The organism is Pseudomonas sp. SGAir0191 (assembly GCF_002812565.2).
Taxonomy (GTDB): Bacteria; Pseudomonadota; Gammaproteobacteria; order Pseudomonadales; family Pseudomonadaceae; genus Aquipseudomonas; species Aquipseudomonas parafulva_B.
The window spans coordinates 5,042,178-5,062,424 of the sequence record NZ_CP025035.2 but is presented as its reverse complement, the minus strand read 5'-3'; the positions used below and the strand labels follow the sequence as shown (position 1 = coordinate 5,062,424).

Sequence of the window (20,247 nt, the reverse complement as noted above, 5' to 3'; positions counted from 1 at the left end):
AATCCGCATGGCCGTCAAGAAACGGGGTCTCGGACGTGGGTTGGATGCGCTGCTCAGCGGTCCATCCGTGAGCGCGCTCGAGGAGCAGGCTGTAAAGATCGACCTCAAGGAGCTTCAGCACCTGCCCGTCGAGTTGATTCAACGGGGCAAGTACCAGCCACGTCGCGACATGGACCCGCAGGCGCTCGAAGAACTGGCTCACTCGATCCGCAGCCACGGCGTGATGCAACCTATCGTGGTGCGGCCGGTTGGCGATGAGCGCTATGAGATCATCGCCGGTGAGCGGCGCTGGCGCGCGACTCAGCAAGCCGGTCTGGACACCATTCCAGCCATGGTCCGCGAGGTCCCTGACGAAGCGGCCATTGCCATGGCCCTGATCGAAAACATCCAGCGCGAGGACTTGAACCCTCTGGAAGAAGCGCTGGCCTTGCAGCGGTTGCAGCAGGAGTTCGAACTGACCCAGCAGCAAGTGGCCGATGCCGTGGGCAAGTCGCGGGTGACCGTGGCCAACCTGCTGCGGTTGATCACGTTGCCTGAAGCGATCAAAACGATGCTCGCCCATGGTGACCTGGAGATGGGTCACGCACGGGCTTTGCTAGGCCTGGAAGAGAATCGCCAGGAGGAAGGGGCGCGTCATGTTGTCGCACGTGGGCTGACCGTACGTCAGACCGAGGCGCTGGTGCGCCAATGGCTGAGCGACAAGCCTGATCCGGTAGAACCCGGCAAACCTGATCCGGACATTGCACGCCTGGAACAGCGGCTTGCAGAGCGTTTGGGCTCGGCTGTACAGATTCGCCACGGCGCTAAAGGCAAGGGCCAACTGGTGATTCGCTATAACTCGCTCGATGAGTTGCAAGGCGTACTCGCACACATTCGCTGAAACAATTCCTGTTGTAGCGCGCAATCGGAAATCACTACGAATAGTTGAATAGGGGTTAATCCACCCCTATACTCTGCGCGCATTTTGTCGGCACAAATTATGCCAAGTCATCGCTGACTGGCAGGCCGATTCACGGGGAGCAGTTGTGATGGAAATCCGCACGCCAAACCGGTTGCCTTTCCATCGCTGGGCGGTTTTTCCGGTATTGCTGACGCAATTCGTCGTGCTGCTGCTGGCAACCTTGGTGTTGTGGCAGTTGGCTGGGACGGTCAGCGGATATTCAGGGCTCTGCGGAGGCCTGATTGCCTGGCTGCCCAATGTTTATTTCGCCTGGAAGGCTTTTCGCTTTAGCGGAGCTCGGGCGGCGCAGGCCATCGTCAAGTCGTTCTACGCTGGCGAGGCAGGCAAGATGATTTTGACGGCAGTGCTCTTCGCACTGACCTTCGCAGGAGTGAAGCCACTGGCGCCGCTGGCAGTATTCGGCGTCTTCGTGTTGACCCTTTTGGTCAGCTGGTTCGCGCCCCTGCTGATGAATAAAAGACTTTCGAGACCTTAGGGCGTTTGAGGCAACCATGGCAGCAGAAACCGCTTCGGGCTATATCCAGCACCACTTGCAGAACCTGACTTACGGTCAACTACCAGACGGCAGCTGGGGCTTCGCCCATTCGGCTGCAGAAGCCAAGGCTATGGGCTTCTGGGCATTCCACGTGGATACCCTGGGTTGGTCCGTCGCACTGGGTCTGATCTTCCTGTTCATCTTCCGCATGGCGGCCAAGAAGGCGACTTCTGGCCAACCGAGCGGCCTGCAGAACTTCGTCGAAGTGCTGGTGGACTTCGTCAACGGCAGCGTGAAGGACTCCTTCCACGGCCGTAGCCCGGTGATCGCGCCGCTGGCGCTGACCATCTTCGTCTGGGTATTCCTGATGAACGCCATCGACCTGGTACCGGTCGACTGGATTCCTCAGCTGGCCATCCTGATCTCGGGTGATCCGCACATTCCGTTCCGCGCCGTGTCGACCACCGACCCGAACGCGACCCTGGCCATGGCCTTCTGCGTGTTTGCGCTGATCATCTTCTACAGCATCAAGGTCAAGGGCCTGGGTGGCTTCATCGGTGAGCTGACCCTGCACCCGTTCGGCAGCAAGAATATCTTCCTGCAGATCCTGCTGATCCCGGTCAACTTCCTGCTGGAATTCGTGACCCTGATCGCCAAGCCGATCTCGCTGGCACTGCGTCTGTTCGGCAACATGTACGCCGGCGAGCTGGTGTTCATCCTGATTGCCGTGATGTTCGGCGCCGGCATCCTGTGGCTCAGCGGCCTGGGTATCGTGCTGCAATGGGCGTGGGCTGTGTTCCACATCCTGATCATCACCCTGCAAGCCTTCATCTTCATGATGCTTACCATCGTCTACTTGTCGATGGCTCACGAAGATAACCATTAAGACCGCCTGGCGTGTCTGATAGCCTTCCCCGCTCGTTTGGGGGGAGGGCTTAAAAAGTCCGCAAGGGCATGCTGTACCAAACGATTCGTTTTACCGCTTCAAACTAAAAAACCTAACCAATACGACGTAAAAGTCGGGAGGAAAGATGGAAACTGTAGTTGGTCTGACCGCTATCGCTGTTGCTCTGCTGATCGGCCTGGGTGCTCTGGGTACCGCCATTGGTTTCGGCCTGCTGGGCGGCAAATTCCTGGAAGGCGCTGCTCGTCAGCCTGAGATGGTTCCGATGCTGCAGGTCAAAATGTTCATCGTTGCCGGTCTGCTCGACGCCGTCACCATGATCGGTGTTGGTATCGCTCTGTTCTTCACCTTCGCGAATCCCTTCGTTGGTCAAATCGCCGGCTAATCACTCGTTTCGACGAGTTGATGGGTGTGATGGACAAAGACCGAGCGAGGTGTTGGCGTGAACATTAATGCAACCCTGATTGGCCAATCCGTTGCTTTTCTGATTTTTGTACTCTTCTGCATGAAGTACGTATGGCCTCCGGTCATCACTGCTCTGCAAGAGCGTCAAAAGAAGATTGCAGACGGCTTGGACGCTGCCAACCGCGCAGCTCGCGACCTGGAGCTGGCCCAAGAGAAAGTGGGTCAGCAACTGCGTGAAGCAAAGGCACAGGCAGCTGAAATCATTGAGCAAAGCAAGAAACGCGCTGCTCAGCTAGTAGACGAAGCCCGTGAACAGGCTCGTGTCGAAGCTGACCGTGTGAAGGCTCAGGCTCAGGCCGAGATCGAACAGGAACTGAACAGCGTCAAAGACGCCCTGCGTGCCCAAGTGGGTGCCCTGGCTGTTGGCGGTGCTGAAAAGATCCTTGGCGCCACAATCGATCAAAACGCGCATGCAGAGCTGGTTAACAAACTGGCCGCTGAAATTTAAGCGAGGGCGATCATGGCAGAACTGACCACGTTGGCCCGACCTTACGCTAAGGCTGCCTTTGAGCATGCCCAGGCCCATCAGCAACTGGCCAATTGGTCAGCCATGCTCGGCCTGGCTGCTGCAGTGTCCGAAGACGACACCATGCAGCGCCTGCTCAAGGCCCCGCGACTGACAAGCGCAGAAAAGGCCGCCGCATTCATTGACGTTTGCGGTGACAAGTTCGATGCATCGGCACAGAATTTCATTCATGTTGCCGCGGAAAACGACCGTCTCCTGCTTCTGCCGGAGATTGCCGCTCTGTTCGACCTGTACAAGGCAGAACAAGAGAAATCCGTGGACGTGGAAGTCACCAGTGCTTTTGCGTTGAACCAAGAACAGCAAGACAAACTCGCCAAGGTTCTCAGTGCACGGCTCAGCCGGGAAGTGCGCCTGCACGCGTCGGAGGATGCCAGCCTGATCGGCGGCGTCGTCATCCGCGCCGGCGACCTGGTAATCGATGGCTCTGTTCGCGGCAAAATCGCGAAACTGGCCGAAGCATTGAAATCTTGAGTTTGAAGGGGCAGCAGAGCAATGCAGCAACTCAATCCTTCCGAAATTAGTGAAATCATCAAGGGCCGCATCGAGAAGCTCGATGTCGGCTCCCAAGCCCGTAACGAAGGTACCGTCGTAAGCGTTTCCGACGGTATCGTACGGATCCACGGTCTGGCCGACGCTATGTACGGCGAAATGATCGAGTTCCCGGGCGGCGTATACGGTATGGCACTGAACCTGGAGCAAGACTCCGTAGGTGCGGTGGTACTGGGTGCGTACACCTCCCTCGCCGAGGGCATGAGCGCCAAGTGCACCGGTCGCATCCTGGAAGTTCCGGTTGGTAAGGAACTGCTGGGTCGCGTCGTGGACGCACTGGGTAACCCGATCGACGGCAAAGGTCCGCTGAACAACACCGAGACCGACGCGGTCGAGAAAGTTGCTCCAGGCGTGATCTGGCGTAAGTCGGTAGACCAGCCTGTACAGACTGGCTACAAGTCGGTCGACGCCATGATCCCGGTTGGCCGTGGCCAGCGTGAGCTGATCATCGGTGACCGTCAGATCGGTAAGACTGCCATGGCGGTCGATGCGATCATCAACCAGAAAAATAGCGGTATCTTCTGCGTATACGTGGCCGTGGGCCAGAAGCAGTCGACCATCGCCAACGTCGTGCGCAAGCTCGAAGAAGCCGGTGCCCTGGCCAACACCATCGTTGTTGCCGCCAGCGCCTCGGAATCGGCTGCACTGCAGTTCCTGGCGCCGTACTCCGGCTGCACCATGGGCGAGTACTTCCGTGACCGCGGTGAAGATGCCCTGATCGTCTACGATGACCTGTCCAAGCAGGCTGTTGCCTACCGTCAGATCTCTCTGCTGCTGCGTCGTCCACCAGGACGTGAAGCGTACCCAGGCGACGTGTTCTATCTCCACTCCCGTCTGCTGGAGCGTGCATCGCGCGTTTCGGAAGAATACGTCGAGAAGTTCACCAACGGCGCAGTCACTGGCAAGACCGGTTCCCTGACCGCTCTGCCGATCATCGAAACCCAGGCTGGCGACGTTTCGGCGTTCGTTCCGACCAACGTGATTTCCATCACCGACGGTCAGATCTTCCTGGAATCGGCCATGTTCAACTCGGGCATCCGCCCTGCAGTGAACGCCGGTGTTTCGGTATCGCGTGTAGGTGGTGCCGCTCAGACCAAGATCATCAAGAAGCTGTCCGGTGGTATTCGTACCGCACTGGCTCAGTACCGTGAACTGGCGGCATTCGCCCAGTTCGCGTCCGATCTGGACGAAGCGACCCGCAAGCAGCTGGAGCATGGTCAGCGCGTTACCGAGCTGATGAAGCAGAAGCAGTACGCGCCGATGTCCATCGCGGACATGGCCCTGTCGCTGTACGCCGCTGAGCGTGGCTTCCTGACCGACGTAGAAGTCTCCAAGGTCGGCAGCTTCGAGCAAGCACTGATCGCCTTCTTCCACCGTGATCACGCCGAACTGATGGCGAAGATCAACGTGAAGGGTGACTTCAACGACGAAATCGATGCAGGCATGAAAGCCGGTATCGAGAAGTTCAAGGCCACCCAGACCTGGTAAGCCGCAGCGGGGGCCCAGGCCCCCGCTTGCTAACCTGATAGGTGATACATGGCAGGCGCAAAAGAGATTCGCAGTAAGATTGCGAGCATCAAAAGCACGCAAAAAATTACCAGCGCCATGGAAAAAGTGGCGGTCAGCAAAATGCGCAAGGCACAACAGCGCATGGCTGCTAGCCGTCCTTATGCGGAGCGTATTCGCCAGGTGATCGGTCATCTGGCCAACGCCAACCCGGAATACCGCCACCCGTTCATGATCGAGCGCCCTGTAAAGCGCGCCGGTTATATCGTGGTGAGCAGTGACCGTGGTCTGTGCGGTGGCCTGAATACCAACCTGTTCAAGGCCTTGGTCAAGGACATGAACGAAAACCGCGAACAGGGCGTGGAAATCGACCTGTGCGTGATCGGCAGCAAGGGTGCGACTTTCTTCCGTATCTTTGGCGGCAACGTAGTAGCCGCGATCAGCCACCTGGGCGAAGAGCCATCGATCAATGACTTGATCGGCTCCGTCAAGGTCATGCTGGACGCCTACCTCGATGGCCGTATCGATCGCCTCTCGGTGGTTTCGAACAAGTTCATCAACACCATGACCCAAAAGCCGACGGTCGAGCAGTTGGTACCGTTGGTGGCAACCCCGGATCAGGATCTCAAGCATCACTGGGACTACCTGTACGAACCCGACGCAAAAGAGCTGCTGGACGGCTTGATGGTGCGTTACGTGGAGTCGCAGGTGTACCAGGCGGTGGTCGAGAACAATGCTGCTGAACAAGCAGCCCGGATGATCGCCATGAAGAACGCCACAGACAACGCCGGTGACCTGATCAGCGAACTCCAGCTGATCTACAACAAGGCGCGTCAGGCTGCGATCACCCAGGAGATCTCGGAAATCGTCGGCGGCGCTGCCGCGGTTTAACGGTTCAAAAATTCAGAGGATCCAGCTATGAGTAGCGGACGTATCGTTCAAATCATCGGCGCCGTCATCGACGTGGAATTCCCACGTGACGTCGTGCCGAGTGTTTACAACGCGCTGAAAGTACAAGGCGCGGAAACCACCCTGGAAGTTCAGCAGCAGCTGGGCGACGGCGTGGTTCGTACCATTGCGATGGGCTCGACCGAAGGTCTGAAGCGCGGTCTGGACGTCGTCGATACCGGCGCGGCCATCTCCGTTCCTGTCGGTAAGGCTACCCTGGGCCGCATCATGGACGTCCTGGGTAACCCAATCGACGAAGCCGGTCCGATCGGTGAAGAAGAGCGTCGTGGTATCCACCAGAAGGCACCTTCGTTCGCTGACCAGGCAGGCGGCAACGACCTGCTGGAAACCGGGATCAAGGTTATCGACCTGGTTTGCCCGTTCGCCAAGGGTGGTAAAGTTGGTCTGTTCGGTGGTGCCGGTGTCGGCAAGACCGTGAACATGATGGAACTGATCCGTAACATCGCCATCGAGCACAGCGGTTATTCCGTGTTCGCTGGTGTGGGTGAGCGTACTCGTGAGGGTAACGACTTCTACCACGAGATGAAGGACTCCAACGTTCTCGACAAAGTAGCGCTGGTCTACGGTCAGATGAACGAGCCACCAGGAAACCGTCTGCGCGTTGCGCTGACTGGCCTGACCATGGCTGAGAAATTCCGTGACGAAGGTAACGACGTTCTGCTGTTCGTCGACAACATCTATCGTTACACCCTGGCCGGTACCGAAGTATCCGCACTGCTGGGCCGTATGCCTTCGGCAGTAGGTTACCAGCCGACCCTGGCCGAAGAGATGGGCGTTCTGCAAGAGCGTATCACTTCGACCAAGGAAGGTTCGATCACCTCCATCCAGGCCGTTTACGTGCCTGCGGATGACTTGACCGACCCGTCGCCAGCGACCACCTTCGCCCACTTGGACGCCACCGTCGTTCTGTCCCGTGACATCGCCTCCCTGGGTATCTACCCAGCGGTTGACCCACTGGACTCGACTTCGCGCCAGCTGGACCCGAACGTGATCGGTACCGAGCACTACGAAACTGCCCGTCAGGTTCAGTATGTTCTGCAGCGCTACAAAGAGCTGAAGGACATCATCGCGATCCTGGGTATGGACGAGCTGTCCGAGACCGACAAGCAACTGGTAGCGCGCGCTCGTAAGATCCAGCGCTTCCTGTCGCAGCCGTTCTTCGTGGCCGAGGTCTTCACCGGTTCGCCAGGCAAGTACGTTTCCCTGAAAGACACCATCGCTGGCTTCAGCGGCATCCTCAAAGGTGACTACGACCACCTGCCAGAACAAGCGTTCTACATGGTCGGCAGCATCGACGAAGCGATCGAGAAAGCCAAGAAACTGTAATCCCGGCGCCCCGCAAGGGGCGCTAATCAGGTTGAGGCAAGCAGATGGCTATGACAGTCCATTGCGATATCGTCAGCGCGGAAGGAGAAATCTTCTCCGGTCTGGTCGAGATGGTAGTAGCGCACGGCAACTTGGGCGATCTGGGTATCGCACCAGGCCACGCCCCGCTGATCACCAATCTCAAGCCGGGTCCGATCACGCTGACCAAGCAGGGTGGCACTCAAGAGGTGTACTACATCTCCGGTGGCTTCCTCGAAGTGCAGCCGAACATGGTGAAGGTTCTTGCCGACACCGTGCAACGTGCTGCCGACCTGGACGAAGCTCAGGCTCAGGAAGCCCTCAAGGCTGCCGAGAACGCGCTGAACACCAAAGGCTCGGACTTCGACTACGGCGCTGCTGCCGCACGTCTGGCCGAGGCTGCGGCTCAGCTGCGTACTGTCCAGCAAATGCGCAGAGGCAAGTGATCGGCTGCGGCCATCATTTGTGTAGCGATTGAGTAAAAGGGTAGCCTCGGCTACCCTTTTTCTTTTTTCGATTTTCCCCTTTCGGTCAAGCAACTGACCGCCCAGGATTGGTAGCCAGTCATGTCCCTCGATATCGTTATTCTTGCCGCCGGCCAAGGCACCCGCATGCGCTCGTCGCTGCCCAAGGTATTGCACCCGGTAGCGGGCAACTCCATGCTCGGTCATGTTATCCACAGCGCTCGCCAGCTTCAGCCGCAGGGCATCCACGTGGTGATAGGCCATGGGGCAGAGTTGGTTCAAGCGAGACTGGCAGGTGATGACCTCAACTTTGTCATGCAGGACAAGCAACTGGGTACGGGGCATGCCTTGGCGCAAGCTTTGCCAGCACTGTCCGCGGACACCGTGCTGGTACTGTACGGCGACGTGCCGCTGATCGAAGTGCCGACCCTACAACGCTTGTTGGCCAAAGCCAGCGAGCAGCAACTGGGTTTGCTCACGGTTACGCTCGAAGACCCGACGGGCTATGGCCGCATTGTGCGTGATGCGCATGGGCGGGTAACGGCAATCGTCGAGCACAAGGACGCCAACGAGGCGCAGAAGGCCATTCGCGAAGGCAACACCGGCATTCTGGCGCTTCCTGGCGCTCGCCTGGCGGATTGGATGGGCCGCTTGTCGAACAACAATGCTCAGGGCGAGTACTACCTGACTGATGTGATCGCCATGGCAGTCGCTGATGGCCTGTTGGTCGCCACCGAGCAACCTGACGATCCCATGGAAGTGCAGGGTGCCAATGACCGCCGTCAGCTTGCCGAACTGGAGCGTCACTACCAGTTGCGTGAGGCCCGCCGCCTGATGGCGCAGGGTGTGACCTTGCGTGACCCTGCGCGTTTCGATGTCCGGGGCGAAGTGACGGTCGGCCGGGATGTGCTGATCGACATCAACGTCATTTTGGAAGGCAAGGTTGTCATCGAAGACGACGTGCAGATTGGCCCTAACTGTGTGATCAAGGATTGCACGCTGCGCAAAGGTGCCGTGATCAAGGCCAACAGTCACCTAGAGGGTGCCGTCATGGGTGAGGGGAGTGATGCAGGTCCATTTGCACGCCTGCGTCCAGGGACCGTACTCGATGCAAAGGCCCATGTGGGTAACTTCGTCGAGCTGAAGAATGCCCATCTTGGTGAAGGCGCCAAAGCTGGGCATCTGTCTTATTTGGGTGATGCCGAAATCGGCGCCCGCACTAATATTGGTGCGGGCACCATCACCTGTAATTACGATGGGGCCAACAAGTTCAAGACGGTCATGGGCGAAGACGTCTTCATCGGCTCCAACAGCGCCCTCGTCGCGCCTGTGGAAATCAAGGCCGGGGCCACGACTGCTGCGGGCTCGACGATTACTCAGTGTGTGGAAGCAGGTGAATTGGCGGTAGCACGCTCTCGCCAGCGCAACGTTTCGGGATGGAAGCGTCCAGAGAAGATCAAGAAGCCCTGATTATCCACAGCTCTTTCGAGGCCGGCCTTGTGCATAACAAGCCGGCCTTTTTATTGGCCAGGCATTAGCTGGCTAACGCTGGCCATACGGCTGAGTATGGTTATCCACAGCGAGACGACGGGGTTGACGGATCCGCGCATTTAGGTTTTGATTGCGATCATTATCTTTCGAAACGAAACTTAAAGCGCCGATGTCGAAACGAAACACGCCACAACGCCGCCATAACATACTGGCCCTGCTCGCGGAGCAGGGCGAGGTCAGCGTGGATGCGCTGGCGAGACGGTTTGACACGTCCGAGGTCACTATCCGCAAGGACCTGGCGGCACTGGAAAGCAATGGTTTGTTGCTGCGCCGCTACGGCGGGGCTGTAACCATGCCGCAGGAGTTGCTGGCGGAGCCGGCGCAACCCGTGTCGGCCTACAAGCGTGCCATTGCACGTGCCGCTGTGAACCTCATCCGCGAACACGCCCGGATCATCATCGACAGCGGCAGTACCACCGCCGCCATGATCCCTGAACTTGGTCGCCAGCCGGGTCTGGTGGTCATGACCAATTCGCTCAATGTTGCCCGGGCCATCAGCGAACTTGAGCACGAGCCGGTGCTGCTGATGACAGGTGGCACCTGGGACCCGCATTCCGAGTCCTTTCAAGGCCAGGTGGCCGAACAGGTTCTGCGCTCGTATGACTTCGACCAGTTGTTCATCGGGGCCGATGGCATCGACCTGGAACGCGGTACCACTACATTCAACGAATTGCTGGGTCTGAGCCGCGTCATGGCCGAGGTCGCCCGTGAGGTGATCGTGATGGTTGAGTCGGACAAGGTCGGCCGCAAGATTCCCAACCTCGAACTGCCGTGGGGCAGGGTGCACACCCTGATCTCGGACGAACGCCTGTGCGAACAGGCACGCGCACAAATTAAAGCACGCGGCGTCAATCTGATCTGCGCCGCTATCAGTCAGGAGTAACCAAGCATGTGTGGAATTGTAGGTGCTGTGGCCGAACGCAACATTACCGCCATCCTTATCGAGGGCCTGAAGCGTCTTGAATACCGTGGGTATGACAGCGCAGGCCTGGCGGTGCTGACGCCCGAGGGCGAATTGCAACGCCGTCGCCGCATCGGCAAGGTCAGCGAGCTCGAAGCAGCCGTCGCGCTCGAGCCAATCGCAGGACGGCTCGGCATCGCGCATACGCGCTGGGCAACCCATGGCGCGCCTACCGAAACCAATGCCCACCCGCATTTCTCAGGCCATGACGTGGCCGTTGTGCACAACGGCATCATCGAGAACCACGAGGAACTGCGCGAGGAACTGAAGGGATTGGGCTATGCCTTCGTGTCCCAGACCGATACCGAAGTGATCGTCCACCTGATCGACCATCTCCTCAAGGGCATTCCCGACCTGGCAGACGCCTTGAAGGCTGCGGTCAAGCGCCTGCACGGTGCCTATGGCCTGGCATTGATCAGCAAAAGCCAGCCTGACCGCCTGGTCGCTGCGCGTAGCGGTAGCCCGTTGGTGATTGGCCTGGGCCTCGGTGAAAACTTCCTTGCCTCTGACCAACTGGCCCTGCGGCAGGTCACCGATCGCTTCATGTATCTCGAAGAGGGCGATATCGCCGAGATCCGTCGCGACCACGTCGCCATCTGGGACCACGATGGCCATCCTGTGCAGCGTGAAACCGTGCAGTACCACGAAGGCGCCGAGGCCGCTGACAAGGGCCAGTACCGTCACTTCATGCTTAAGGAAATCCACGAGCAGCCGCGCGTGGTGCAACGCACATTGGAAGGTCGCTTGGGCCATGACCATGTCCTGGTACAGGCATTCGGTCCGCAGGCAGCCGAGCTGTTTGGCAAAGTGCGCAATGTGCAGATCGTAGCCTGTGGTACCAGCTATCACGCCGGCATGGTTGCACGTTACTGGCTGGAAAGCCTGGCGGGGATCCCCTGCCAGGTAGAAGTAGCGAGCGAGTTCCGTTACCGCAAGGTGGTCGTGCAGCCCGATACGCTGTTCGTTTCCATCTCCCAGTCGGGCGAGACCGCCGATACCCTGGCAGCGCTGCGCAACGCCAAGGAGCTGGGCTTCCTTGGCAGCCTGGCGATCTGCAACGTGGGCATCAGCTCGCTGGTGCGTGAATCCGACCTGACATTGCTGACTTTGGCCGGCCCGGAAATCGGCGTCGCTTCGACCAAGGCCTTCACCACCCAGCTGGTGTCGTTGATGCTTCTGACCTTGGCCTTGGGCCAAGTGCGCGGCACCCTGGACAAGGGCGTCGAAGCTGAACTGGTCGAGGAACTGCGCCGCCTGCCAACACGTCTGGGTGAAGCATTGGCCATGGACGCAACCGTCGAGAAAATCGCCGAGTTGTTCGCTGACAAGCATCACACCTTGTTCCTGGGCCGCGGCGCTCAATACCCGGTGGCTATGGAAGGTGCGCTCAAGCTCAAGGAAATCTCCTATATCCACGCCGAAGCCTACCCCGCGGGCGAGCTCAAACATGGCCCGCTGGCGCTTGTGGATAACGACATGCCGGTGGTGACCGTTGCGCCGAACAACGAACTGCTGGAGAAGCTCAAGTCCAACCTGCAGGAGGTGCGTGCACGCGGCGGTGAGCTGGTGGTCTTCGCTGACGAGCAAGCCGGGTTGAGCAATGGCGAAGGGACCCATGTGATTCCGGTCCCACATATCGCGGATGCGCTGGCGCCGATTCTGTACACCATTCCTTTGCAGTTGCTCTCGTACTATGTCGCCGTGCTCAAGGGGACTGATGTTGACCAGCCGCGGAATTTGGCGAAGTCGGTGACGGTGGAGTGAGGGCAGCTTTTCGACAGTGCCAGCTGTTGCTTCCTAAAAAAGGGAGTAACAAAAAAAATTAAGTAGGTAACAAGCGAAATTAAGTAGGTAACAAGCCCCTCGGAGGCGTAAAATCGGGGTTCAAGCGGCTGTATAGCGGCCGCATCGTCGATTTGAAGCGATTTGCACTCCGAGGCTGGCGCCGCTATGAATCCCTCCCAGCCCAATCCGACACCTCCCGCGGCCTTCAATCCGCGTCGGGGAAAGCTTGTTAGCAGGGATTACCTCGAGAAGCTGATCAAAAAAGGCGTCGGCAGCGGTGAACGTGAGTCCTACCGGCCCTGGCTCAAAATCCGGTCGGTTCCTTCCAGGGGCACGTCCAGAGTCGTGCCTGGAGTCCGGGTCGCTCGCGGGCATCACTGCTTGTCCAATGGCGAATTCAGTTTCTTCGTCCTGATGGAGTTCAATCAAGACATCACGGACATCCGTGAGCAGTTCCCGCTGCTTGATTACGATGAGACCCACTCCATCGCGTTGCAAAAAAATATCAAGCCCGCCCGTTATATCGGTACGGATGTGCCGTTCGTTCACACCGCAGACTTCATGCTTAGCTACACCCGCGCTGGAGCTGATGCGACGACGCTTGTCGCAATTTCACTTAAATATCGAAGTGAAATAGCTAACGCTTCTGTCGAAAAGCGAAAGCGCATCTTCGAAAAGCAAGAAATCGAGAAAGAGTATTGGGCGCGGCGTGGAGTCGAATCGAAGCTATGCTTCTTCGAAGATCTTCCACACATGAAGATCAAGAATCTCATCATCATTCGAAGCTATGCCAATTTGCCTTTGTCTATTGCATCTGACAACAACGTCAAGAAGATTCTGCAGTTCCTGAGTGCTGCCGACCCAGTCGAAGTAGAGCGTATTTCACTGAGGCGATTGTTGAGGCTTATCAGTCAGAACGTATATATAGAATACTCGGTTGTAAAAGAGCTAGTTTTTTATCTTATTTGGCATAAGCGAATCATAGTTAATTTAGATGAGTTCGAACTTGGAATATCTAAGCCTCTGATGGGGCTAACAGTGCCCTCCACAGCGGTATATTTCGGTGAGGTCACGTTGTGAAATTGCCCATTAATTATGTCTTAGTCCCGGTACTCGAATCCGCCTTAATAAAGTCGGTCTCAAGGATTATAGATATTAACCATAGTACCGGGCAGGCGCTGATCATTGGGCTTGAGTACCCCTTGAAGAAGCCAGGCGTGATCGGCATTGAGGAGATTTCCTACGAGCTGGAGCAGGGAATCCTCCGAGTTGAGCAGGACCTCCCTGCGGCATACATGCTTAAGGATGAGGACGAGCTCAGTGATAAAGAAAAATTGTCACGCGAAAAAGCATGGAAGCTTATTAAAGACATCGTCGTAGATAAAACCGCCGGCGATATGTTTGTGGATGGTGGCTTCGGTAAGCTCGTAGCTGACCATGCGGCTAGGCTGAACGTTTCGCGAGTGATGATCTATAGGCTACTCTATAGATATTGGGCGCATGGTCAGTCCAAAAACGTATTCCTTTGGCAATCGACCAAGTGGGGCGCCCCAGGAAAACGGAAGGTCTACAAGGAGGGCGCTCAACCAGGGAGGCCGCCGCTCTACCGTGGAATCGTCAAGAAGGATCGAGCGATACGAATCAATGACTTTGACCTGATCTGCATTGAGACGTCCTTTCTAAGGTATGTCAACAAACAGGAGTCTTCAGTTAAGAAATCTTTCGACTGGATGATCCAAAACTATTATCGAGAGATACATTCAGATGGGACTGTCGGAGATGTCAAACGCGGTAAACATCCGACCATAACCCAGTTCAGACGATACTCGGGTCAATACTTCGATCGTCTGTCTATACTGAAGTCCCACGCCGGTGAGATTCGTTGGCTTAAAGACCATCGCGCTATTAAAGGTAGTGCTGTTGATGGTGTATCCGGCCCGGCTCATCGATACGAGATAGACGCCACTATTGCAGATATTTATCTCGTCCACCGTGTGAATAGAAATTGGATCATAGGAAGGCCTGTACTTTATATTGTAGTGGATGCCTATTCGCGCATGATTGTGGGAGTACACGTCGGACTCGAAGGTCCAAGCTGGGAGGGTGCTCGCCATGCGTTATACAACGCATTTACAAGCAAAGTGGATTATTGCAAGCGCTATGGCATAACAATCGATGAAGATGAGTGGCCGTGCCATCACATCCCGGCTGAGGTTTCAGCAGACCGGGCGGAGCTGCTTAGTCATGCAGGCGAGGAGTTTTCCAACACCCTTGATGTGATTTTGAAAATTGCGCCCCCTTACAGGCCTGATTGGAAGTCCATCGTAGAGAGTCGTTTCAAGCTCATTAATCAAGGGCTTAGCCTTAAGTTCATGCCGGGTGGCGTCGACGCTCGAAGAAACGAGCGTGGGGATCGCGATTATCAGCTGGATGCTCAGTACGATTTAGATCAGTTCACGTCAATCATTATTAATGAAATCCTCTACCACAACTCCACCCTACATTTACCACATCTCGCCACTAACGATATGGTCCGGGATGAGATAGATCTCTATCCGATCGATATTTGGAAGTGGGGAATGGAGAATAATCTCCTGAGGCTAAAGACTCGCACGGATACGGAGATCAAGATTGGTCTATTACCCTCCGCGCTAGCAACCGTACGCCGAGCGGGTATTTACTTCAAAGGGGTGTACTACACCTGCGCCCTGGCTCAGCGCGAGGAATGGTTTGCCAAAGCTCATAACTTCGGCGTCCAGCGGCTGAAGGTTTGGTATGACCCAAATAGCGTTGATAATGTTTGGATCCGTGATGGGGCGGGCTTCGTTCGCTTGGAAGTAGTTGAGTACCTGAAGGAAAAATATAGCGGTTTTCGGCTAGAGGAGGTTGAAGACCGGATTGCGATCTTGAAGCAAGTATCACCTGACAAAGAGTACGACCGGCTCAACAAAGCAGCTCGGACAAGAGATGCCAACGATGAAATATCCCAGCAAGCGAAAAAAATGAAACAGGCCTCGCCCGCTCCGCCATCCAAAGCTGCGGCAAAGGCCAATAAGTTAGTTAATCGCCGTTCAGAGGTAGTGGTGCTTCGGGCAGCAGACAGTGCTGATCTATCGCGATTGAAGACCGACGATTTGGCGCTCTCATCGCCACCTTCCGCTGAGCAATCGGATCAAGACGTCTCGACGCGCGAGCCCACAGCGCGCAAGAAGGTCGTTTTGAGTTTGATCTCCTCCAAGCTCAAAAGGCCTGAATAATGCTTCGCTCATCTGCTGCGATCTACACTCCGACCGGGCTCGCTCATTATGACGGCAACCCTCTGATAGAGGCGCTTCCCGCCATCCATGAAGATGAGGCTATAGGCGAACTGCTCTGCAATTTTCCCGAATTTCCCAGCGCGGCAGAGATGACATTGAGTGCAAAGCTCAGAGCGCACTGCGTTAGCCGTATTAGCGACATTGTTGTACCTATGGAACTGCATCTTCAGTTCGAAGCGTCCCTAAGCCAACTGATTAGGGCAGGCTACACTGCTCGAAACCCCTTTGATCGGAACGCTGTGGCCATGCTTCATGCAGCTGACGATTCTCAACTACGGCATTGCGGCTTCAAATCCTCTGCATCCTCGCTCGCAATTTTTGGGTTGAGTGGCATGGGGAAAACCACAATGCTAAACAGCGTGGTCAAGACCTATCCTCAAGTGATTGTCCACAAGCGATATGCCGGTAAGGCCTTGAATAGGACGCAGGTTGTCTGGCTAAAAATTGATTGTCCTCACGATGGCTCCCCGCGCGGTCTGTGTGCTGCTTTTTTCGCTGCGCTCGATGCAGCAATCGGCAGTGATTATACTGATAGGTACATGAAGCCAAGAGCGAGTGTCAGTATGCTGCTTCAGCACGTCAGTCAGCTCAGCCGCAGTTTCAATGTGGGCGTTTTAATTATTGACGAGTTACAGAATCTAAATTTGTTAGCTGATACTGAAGCAAAGCAGCGCATTCTCAATTTTTTCCTGACCCTATCTAATGATTCGGGCATACCGCTAGTTTATTCCGGCACGAACTCCACCTTCAAACTTTTCTCCAAGGTTGTTCGAAACGCAAGGCGTGCCCTTGGCATGAGCGATTATTACTTTGATCGGTTTCGGATCGACGACGACGAATGGAGTGCCTTGGTACAAACCTTCCTTGCCTACAATTGGACAAGGGAGCTGGTCCAATTCACGCCCGAGCTTAACGAAACATTGTACGACCTGAGCCAGGGGAATACTGATTTCCTAGCGAAATTGATGATGCTAACCCAGTGGTACGCACTATCGAACGACGAGAAAATTACCCCCGCCCTTTACCGAAAAGTCTATGAACGGCAGATGATCATTCTGCATAAGCCCATAGAGGCTCTACGCAGCCGTGATCCACTACAAATCGGCGATTTCGAAGACATGATGCCGGCCCGTGAACAAGTGGCGCAGATGCTCGCTGCGGCTCATCTGCGCCAGGCACGGCGAGCTGGATCGCTTATTCACCGTACCCCTCTGGCCGACCCTCTGTCGATTGACACAGCCGAGAAATCTGCTGGTCGCAGGCGCGGCCATTTGGCTGCAGTGGCTGATCCTTCGGTAGTTAGCGACGCGCAGCAGATCGCGGAATCCGATGACTGGGAAGCCACTGCTGCCGAGAAGGGCTTTACTACATTGGACGGCAAAATAGATCTTTGGTGATGGTAGGGAGCGGGATGATATGGCTTCTGTGCTGAACTTCCCTACGCCCCTTCCAGATGAAACTATCACCAGCCTGGTAACCCGTTACCATCAGATCTCTGGAGGTGTCGGGGTCCGGCGGACGCTGACTGATCTGTTTGGGAGCGTCACTCGCAGCTACGCATCTGACCTGCCGTGTTATCTGAGCCGCCTTGAAGCTTCGTCAGGCTTTGGCGGCCTGGCGGACAGCCATACGCTACTTCCATACTTCGAGCCTTTTCTTTCCCCTGGGATAGCCAGGCGGGCCAGGCAGCTGATGCAGTCGGCCCAGTCTGATGGGCTCAAGATGACGTTGGGTATCACAGCAGCTGGATTTGAGCGGTTCCGCGTCCGGCAATACTGCCCCCGATGTGTCGCCGTGGACGTTTCGGTACATGGGGTGTCTTACTGGCATGTCGGTCACCAAGCCACTGGCGTACATGTCTGCCCGGTCCATCATTGCTCCCTGCAGCGCGTTCTATCCGACCCACGGTTCGGCTATTTCAACCAGTTTTTTCTTCCCTCAGATGTGATTCGGCTTCGGGGACGTGAGGAGATCGAGTCTGCGCCTACTGCGTATTTCTGCCGGCTTGCGAAGCTTGCAGACATCGTGGATTGGGGGAGGTCCCACCCTCGAGCGATCTCCAGCCTGCTTCAGGCCCGCTATCTTTTATTCGTCTTAGACAGAGCTGGGTATATTTCGCGTGGGAGGGTGCGTGCTGGCATGCTTGCAGAGCATTTTCTAGAAGCTACTGAGCTATATCCGCCACGAGACGAATTTTGCAGGTTGTTCGAGCTCCACGGTGAAAAAGTAGTTTGGCCATTCAATTTGCTACGGGCACGCGCCTCAAGCCATCACCCCATTTTTTTCTATGTTTTCCTCAATTCATTTGGTGTAGACCTTCAATGCCTAATCCAAGACGATGCTGAAAGTGTGAAATTTTGCCCTGCTCCGTTACTCAAAGCCGTGTCTCAAGCGTCGCCTGCGCCCCATTTTGAGCTGGTCGCTAGACGACAATCCTTTACTACAAGCTACGCTATAGGTCCAGCTAAGAAGGCGCAAAATTATACTTGGCTATATCGTCACGACCGGGCATGGCTCCGAAACTATATTTCTTGTCATGCGAAGCGTTTGGCAGTTAACGATAACATTGACTGGGACGGGAGAGACCGTGAGCTAGTCGCAAGGTTGTCACGCGCTTTGGATGACTTATACGCGTTGCCAGGTAGGCCAGTTCTTATTTCACTAGCGGCTCTGTGTCGCGTCTTATCTGTACCTCCTGATGCGTTTCGACAGCAGCGGAAGCTGCCCAGGTCTACGGCGTTCATCAAGGCGTGTTTGGAAAGCCGGCATGATCATCAGCTCAGAAAGCTACACTGGGCCGCTCGTTTCCTAGCTATGAAAAATGTGAATATTACTCGGTCCAGCCTATTCAGGCAGGCTAACATAAGAGTATTGCATCTGGCGGAGAGTGAAGTTGCGTCAATCATTGTCGGCGCGACAGGCATTCATAGCGGTCATGAAATTGTCTAGGTTGCCGTACAGGAGATATGCGACCCGAGTGAATAACTGCATAGGTGTACGAGGCGAACTTTTTATGGCGGCTTCAGCTTGCAAGTAAATCCGTTCATCAATCGCCGTGGTAGGGTCTTCATTTATACAAAACTGGAAATAGCTACTAATTGATGGAGTTTCATAACCGTGAACCTCCAGAGAACGATTTATGGCGGGGATGGAAAAAACTCGAAACTCTTCGGGGGATGGTAAATTCAGTACGTCATAAACGAATTTAGAATAATTATGTTCGGATGAGCTTTGCACCGCATGCGCCTTGCCATAGCGCTCATGGGTTAGGCATGAACTTAGCTTCGTAATCTTGTGCCGCTGCAATGTTACTTTGCAGGTAGGGCAGTTCTCCAGCAAGGGCGATGCGTGTCGATGGCATACTTCAACGCCCAGCGGTCCTGGAGTTACATGGGTGCGGTGTATATAGGCGGTACCTAGGCGCTGCACATCTTCAATGACACATTGAGCGCATACCCTAAATGGTCCCCTGGGCAGTACAGACGCGGATCGGTATCGGACCCTATCGAACAATATAGCTATCGGATAGAGAGTATGCCTGCTCAAGGCATCAGGGCCAAAGATTCCGCGAAATGCCCTAGTGTCTCCTAACTTCAATACATTCAACTCGAACTCGGTGATCTCAAGATACCGGGACTCGTTTTCGACTATCCCGCAGAGTTCATTGTTTCTTAAGATGGTCGACGCAAAGTATTCCTCATCGAATGGCTCTGTGACCGGTGCATTTTTTGGTAGCAAGCAACACTCTCTTGAGAAAAGTAGATGGGAGATAGTACATCAGTGACTTCCGCGGTGACTTGGGATCACCTCAATGGGACCTCAGCATCCCCTTCGATGGATCTGCGGTCTGCTACCCGCGAAAGCGTGCGCTGGGTATTAGCCACTCCACTGGAGGTGATCGAGCCGCTTGTAGGTTTCGTACAGTGTGATGAGGCTTCCTTTTGACATCACCTCTAAGGGGGAACGACCTTGGAAGAAGGCATTGTCGTTCTTCATGGAAGGAAAACCCTTCACGTTCGCTTGGTTGTCAAAGGTATTTCGTAAGGCGGCGTGGATGTTCAGCACCAAGCTGACACGCTGCAATTGGTCAGTGTCGAGGCGCAGCACGGCGTCAGGGTGGTGGGCGATACGCTTTCGCGAAGACGGCGAGATGCGGAGGATGCTGCACACCTGATCATGAGTGGCATTCCACTCCTCGAGCACCCGCAGCGCGGTTTTTAGGGCTACTGCCTGTTGATCATGAGTGAGCTCACTTGAGATCGCCACTAAAAACCGCCTCCTTTGTCGTCGATGCCGCTCCGGACCATGGCGCATGGGTCTGATATGCCAGGCGCTATTCACATTCCGCGAACCGTTGTTCAAAGCATAAGCTCCCGATCATTTGCTCACTAGTCCGTCTCATCTGGAAAGCGACCAGCTCGAGCACCACGTGGGAAGGACATGGCGCAGCGCCATCAAATAGCCATAGGA

At 55.8% G+C, this 20,247-nt stretch carries 19 protein-coding genes; 17 read left to right on the top strand and 2 right to left on the bottom strand.

The features are described 5' to 3' along the window. Positions 1-7 precede the first annotated feature (7 nt). The 17 genes from CWR53_RS22820 (at position 8) to CWR53_RS23630 (ending at position 18,726) form a co-directional block, all read left to right on the top strand. Positions 8-880 carry a ParB/RepB/Spo0J family partition protein gene (locus tag CWR53_RS22820; protein WP_058602715.1) on the top strand — a complete coding sequence of 291 codons (873 nt, stop codon included), beginning with the start codon at positions 8-10 and terminating at the stop codon, positions 878-880. A gap of 148 nt (positions 881-1,028) precedes the next feature. Continuing rightward, on the top strand, positions 1,029-1,436 hold the full coding sequence (locus CWR53_RS22815) for a F0F1 ATP synthase subunit I (RefSeq protein WP_023532288.1): 408 nt from the start codon (positions 1,029-1,031) through the stop codon (positions 1,434-1,436). 16 nt (positions 1,437-1,452) lie between these two features. Next, positions 1,453-2,322: a F0F1 ATP synthase subunit A gene (gene atpB / locus CWR53_RS22810; protein ID WP_023532311.1), complete on the top strand. Its 870-nt coding sequence runs from the start codon at positions 1,453-1,455 to the stop codon at positions 2,320-2,322. A 145-nt stretch (positions 2,323-2,467) separates the two neighbouring features. Continuing rightward, positions 2,468-2,725 (top strand): F0F1 ATP synthase subunit C, encoded by a 258-nt coding sequence (atpE, locus tag CWR53_RS22805; protein ID WP_003097235.1) that lies wholly within the window; start codon positions 2,468-2,470, stop codon positions 2,723-2,725. 57 nt (positions 2,726-2,782) lie between these two features. Then, complete coding sequence (locus tag CWR53_RS22800) at positions 2,783-3,253, top strand: F0F1 ATP synthase subunit B (protein ID WP_011536505.1); 471 nt, start codon at positions 2,783-2,785, stop codon at positions 3,251-3,253. 12 nt (positions 3,254-3,265) lie between these two features. After that, on the top strand, positions 3,266-3,802 hold the full coding sequence (locus tag CWR53_RS22795) for a F0F1 ATP synthase subunit delta (RefSeq protein ID WP_023532623.1): 537 nt from the start codon (positions 3,266-3,268) through the stop codon (positions 3,800-3,802). 21 nt (positions 3,803-3,823) lie between these two features. Next, positions 3,824-5,368: a F0F1 ATP synthase subunit alpha gene (gene atpA, locus CWR53_RS22790; RefSeq protein ID WP_023532736.1), complete on the top strand. Its 1,545-nt coding sequence runs from the start codon at positions 3,824-3,826 to the stop codon at positions 5,366-5,368. A gap of 48 nt (positions 5,369-5,416) precedes the next feature. Further along, positions 5,417-6,277 (top strand): F0F1 ATP synthase subunit gamma, encoded by an 861-nt coding sequence (gene atpG / locus CWR53_RS22785; RefSeq protein ID WP_058602716.1) that lies wholly within the window; start codon positions 5,417-5,419, stop codon positions 6,275-6,277. Between the two features lie 27 nt (positions 6,278-6,304). Continuing rightward, positions 6,305-7,681, top strand: a complete 1,377-nt coding sequence (gene atpD / locus CWR53_RS22780; RefSeq protein WP_023532615.1) for a F0F1 ATP synthase subunit beta — start codon at positions 6,305-6,307, stop codon at positions 7,679-7,681. A gap of 44 nt (positions 7,682-7,725) precedes the next feature. Continuing rightward, positions 7,726-8,145, top strand: coding sequence for a F0F1 ATP synthase subunit epsilon (locus CWR53_RS22775; protein WP_023532701.1), 420 nt, complete (start codon positions 7,726-7,728; stop codon positions 8,143-8,145). A gap of 120 nt (positions 8,146-8,265) precedes the next feature. After that, positions 8,266-9,633, top strand: a complete 1,368-nt coding sequence (gene glmU, locus CWR53_RS22770) for a bifunctional UDP-N-acetylglucosamine diphosphorylase/glucosamine-1-phosphate N-acetyltransferase GlmU (RefSeq protein WP_100852563.1) — start codon at positions 8,266-8,268, stop codon at positions 9,631-9,633. Positions 9,634-9,823: 190 nt separating this feature from the next. After that, positions 9,824-10,597 carry a DeoR/GlpR family DNA-binding transcription regulator gene (locus tag CWR53_RS22765; RefSeq protein WP_058602719.1) on the top strand — a complete coding sequence of 258 codons (774 nt, stop codon included), beginning with the start codon at positions 9,824-9,826 and terminating at the stop codon, positions 10,595-10,597. Between the two features lie 6 nt (positions 10,598-10,603). Then, entirely contained in the window at positions 10,604-12,439 is a 1,836-nt protein-coding gene (gene glmS / locus CWR53_RS22760; protein ID WP_100852562.1) for a glutamine--fructose-6-phosphate transaminase (isomerizing), read from the top strand. Positions 12,440-12,625: 186 nt separating this feature from the next. Next, positions 12,626-13,540, top strand: a complete 915-nt coding sequence (locus CWR53_RS22755) for a TnsA endonuclease N-terminal domain-containing protein (RefSeq protein ID WP_100852561.1) — start codon at positions 12,626-12,628, stop codon at positions 13,538-13,540. Further along, the gene (locus CWR53_RS22750) at positions 13,537-15,717 is read left to right on the top strand and encodes a Mu transposase C-terminal domain-containing protein (RefSeq protein WP_100852560.1); all 2,181 of its coding nucleotides are present in this window, start codon (positions 13,537-13,539) and stop codon (positions 15,715-15,717) included. The genes CWR53_RS22755 and CWR53_RS22750 overlap by 4 nt, the downstream gene beginning before the upstream one ends. Beyond that, entirely contained in the window at positions 15,717-17,174 is a 1,458-nt protein-coding gene (locus CWR53_RS22745; RefSeq protein WP_100852559.1) for an ATP-binding protein, read from the top strand. Before CWR53_RS22750 ends, CWR53_RS22745 begins: the two co-directional genes overlap by 1 nt. A 19-nt stretch (positions 17,175-17,193) precedes the next feature. After that, positions 17,194-18,726 carry a TniQ family protein gene (locus CWR53_RS23630; protein ID WP_100852558.1) on the top strand — a complete coding sequence of 511 codons (1,533 nt, stop codon included), beginning with the start codon at positions 17,194-17,196 and terminating at the stop codon, positions 18,724-18,726. Here CWR53_RS23630 and CWR53_RS23065 read toward each other — a convergent pair. Beyond that, positions 18,676-19,014 (bottom strand): hypothetical protein, encoded by a 339-nt coding sequence (locus tag CWR53_RS23065; protein ID WP_162497242.1) that lies wholly within the window; start codon positions 19,012-19,014, stop codon positions 18,676-18,678. The two genes, CWR53_RS23630 and CWR53_RS23065, sit on opposite strands and share 51 nt — an antisense overlap. A 639-nt stretch (positions 19,015-19,653) precedes the next feature. After that, positions 19,654-20,043, bottom strand: a complete 390-nt coding sequence (locus CWR53_RS22735; protein ID WP_100852557.1) for an antitoxin Xre-like helix-turn-helix domain-containing protein — start codon at positions 20,041-20,043, stop codon at positions 19,654-19,656. Between the last annotated feature and the right edge of the window lie 204 nt (positions 20,044-20,247).

What these genes read in the sequence shown, in the direction of transcription:
- atpE (WP_003097235.1), top strand. Translation starts at nt 2,468, where the DNA reads ATGGAAACTGTAGTTGGTCTGACCGCTATCGCTGTTGCTCTGCTGATC.
- CWR53_RS22755 (WP_100852561.1), top strand. Translation starts at nt 12,626, where the DNA reads ATGAATCCCTCCCAGCCCAATCCGACACCTCCCGCGGCCTTCAATCCG.
- atpD (WP_023532615.1), top strand. Translation starts at nt 6,305, where the DNA reads ATGAGTAGCGGACGTATCGTTCAAATCATCGGCGCCGTCATCGACGTG.
- atpA (WP_023532736.1), top strand. Translation starts at nt 3,824, where the DNA reads ATGCAGCAACTCAATCCTTCCGAAATTAGTGAAATCATCAAGGGCCGC.
- glmU (WP_100852563.1), top strand. Translation starts at nt 8,266, where the DNA reads ATGTCCCTCGATATCGTTATTCTTGCCGCCGGCCAAGGCACCCGCATG.
- CWR53_RS23630 (WP_100852558.1), top strand. Translation starts at nt 17,194, where the DNA reads ATGGCTTCTGTGCTGAACTTCCCTACGCCCCTTCCAGATGAAACTATC.
- CWR53_RS22765 (WP_058602719.1), top strand. Translation starts at nt 9,824, where the DNA reads ATGTCGAAACGAAACACGCCACAACGCCGCCATAACATACTGGCCCTG.
- CWR53_RS22815 (WP_023532288.1), top strand. Translation starts at nt 1,029, where the DNA reads ATGGAAATCCGCACGCCAAACCGGTTGCCTTTCCATCGCTGGGCGGTT.
- CWR53_RS22745 (WP_100852559.1), top strand. Translation starts at nt 15,717, where the DNA reads ATGCTTCGCTCATCTGCTGCGATCTACACTCCGACCGGGCTCGCTCAT.
- CWR53_RS22775 (WP_023532701.1), top strand. Translation starts at nt 7,726, where the DNA reads ATGGCTATGACAGTCCATTGCGATATCGTCAGCGCGGAAGGAGAAATC.
- atpG (WP_058602716.1), top strand. Translation starts at nt 5,417, where the DNA reads ATGGCAGGCGCAAAAGAGATTCGCAGTAAGATTGCGAGCATCAAAAGC.
- CWR53_RS22795 (WP_023532623.1), top strand. Translation starts at nt 3,266, where the DNA reads ATGGCAGAACTGACCACGTTGGCCCGACCTTACGCTAAGGCTGCCTTT.
- atpB (WP_023532311.1), top strand. Translation starts at nt 1,453, where the DNA reads ATGGCAGCAGAAACCGCTTCGGGCTATATCCAGCACCACTTGCAGAAC.
- glmS (WP_100852562.1), top strand. Translation starts at nt 10,604, where the DNA reads ATGTGTGGAATTGTAGGTGCTGTGGCCGAACGCAACATTACCGCCATC.
- CWR53_RS22820 (WP_058602715.1), top strand. Translation starts at nt 8, where the DNA reads ATGGCCGTCAAGAAACGGGGTCTCGGACGTGGGTTGGATGCGCTGCTC.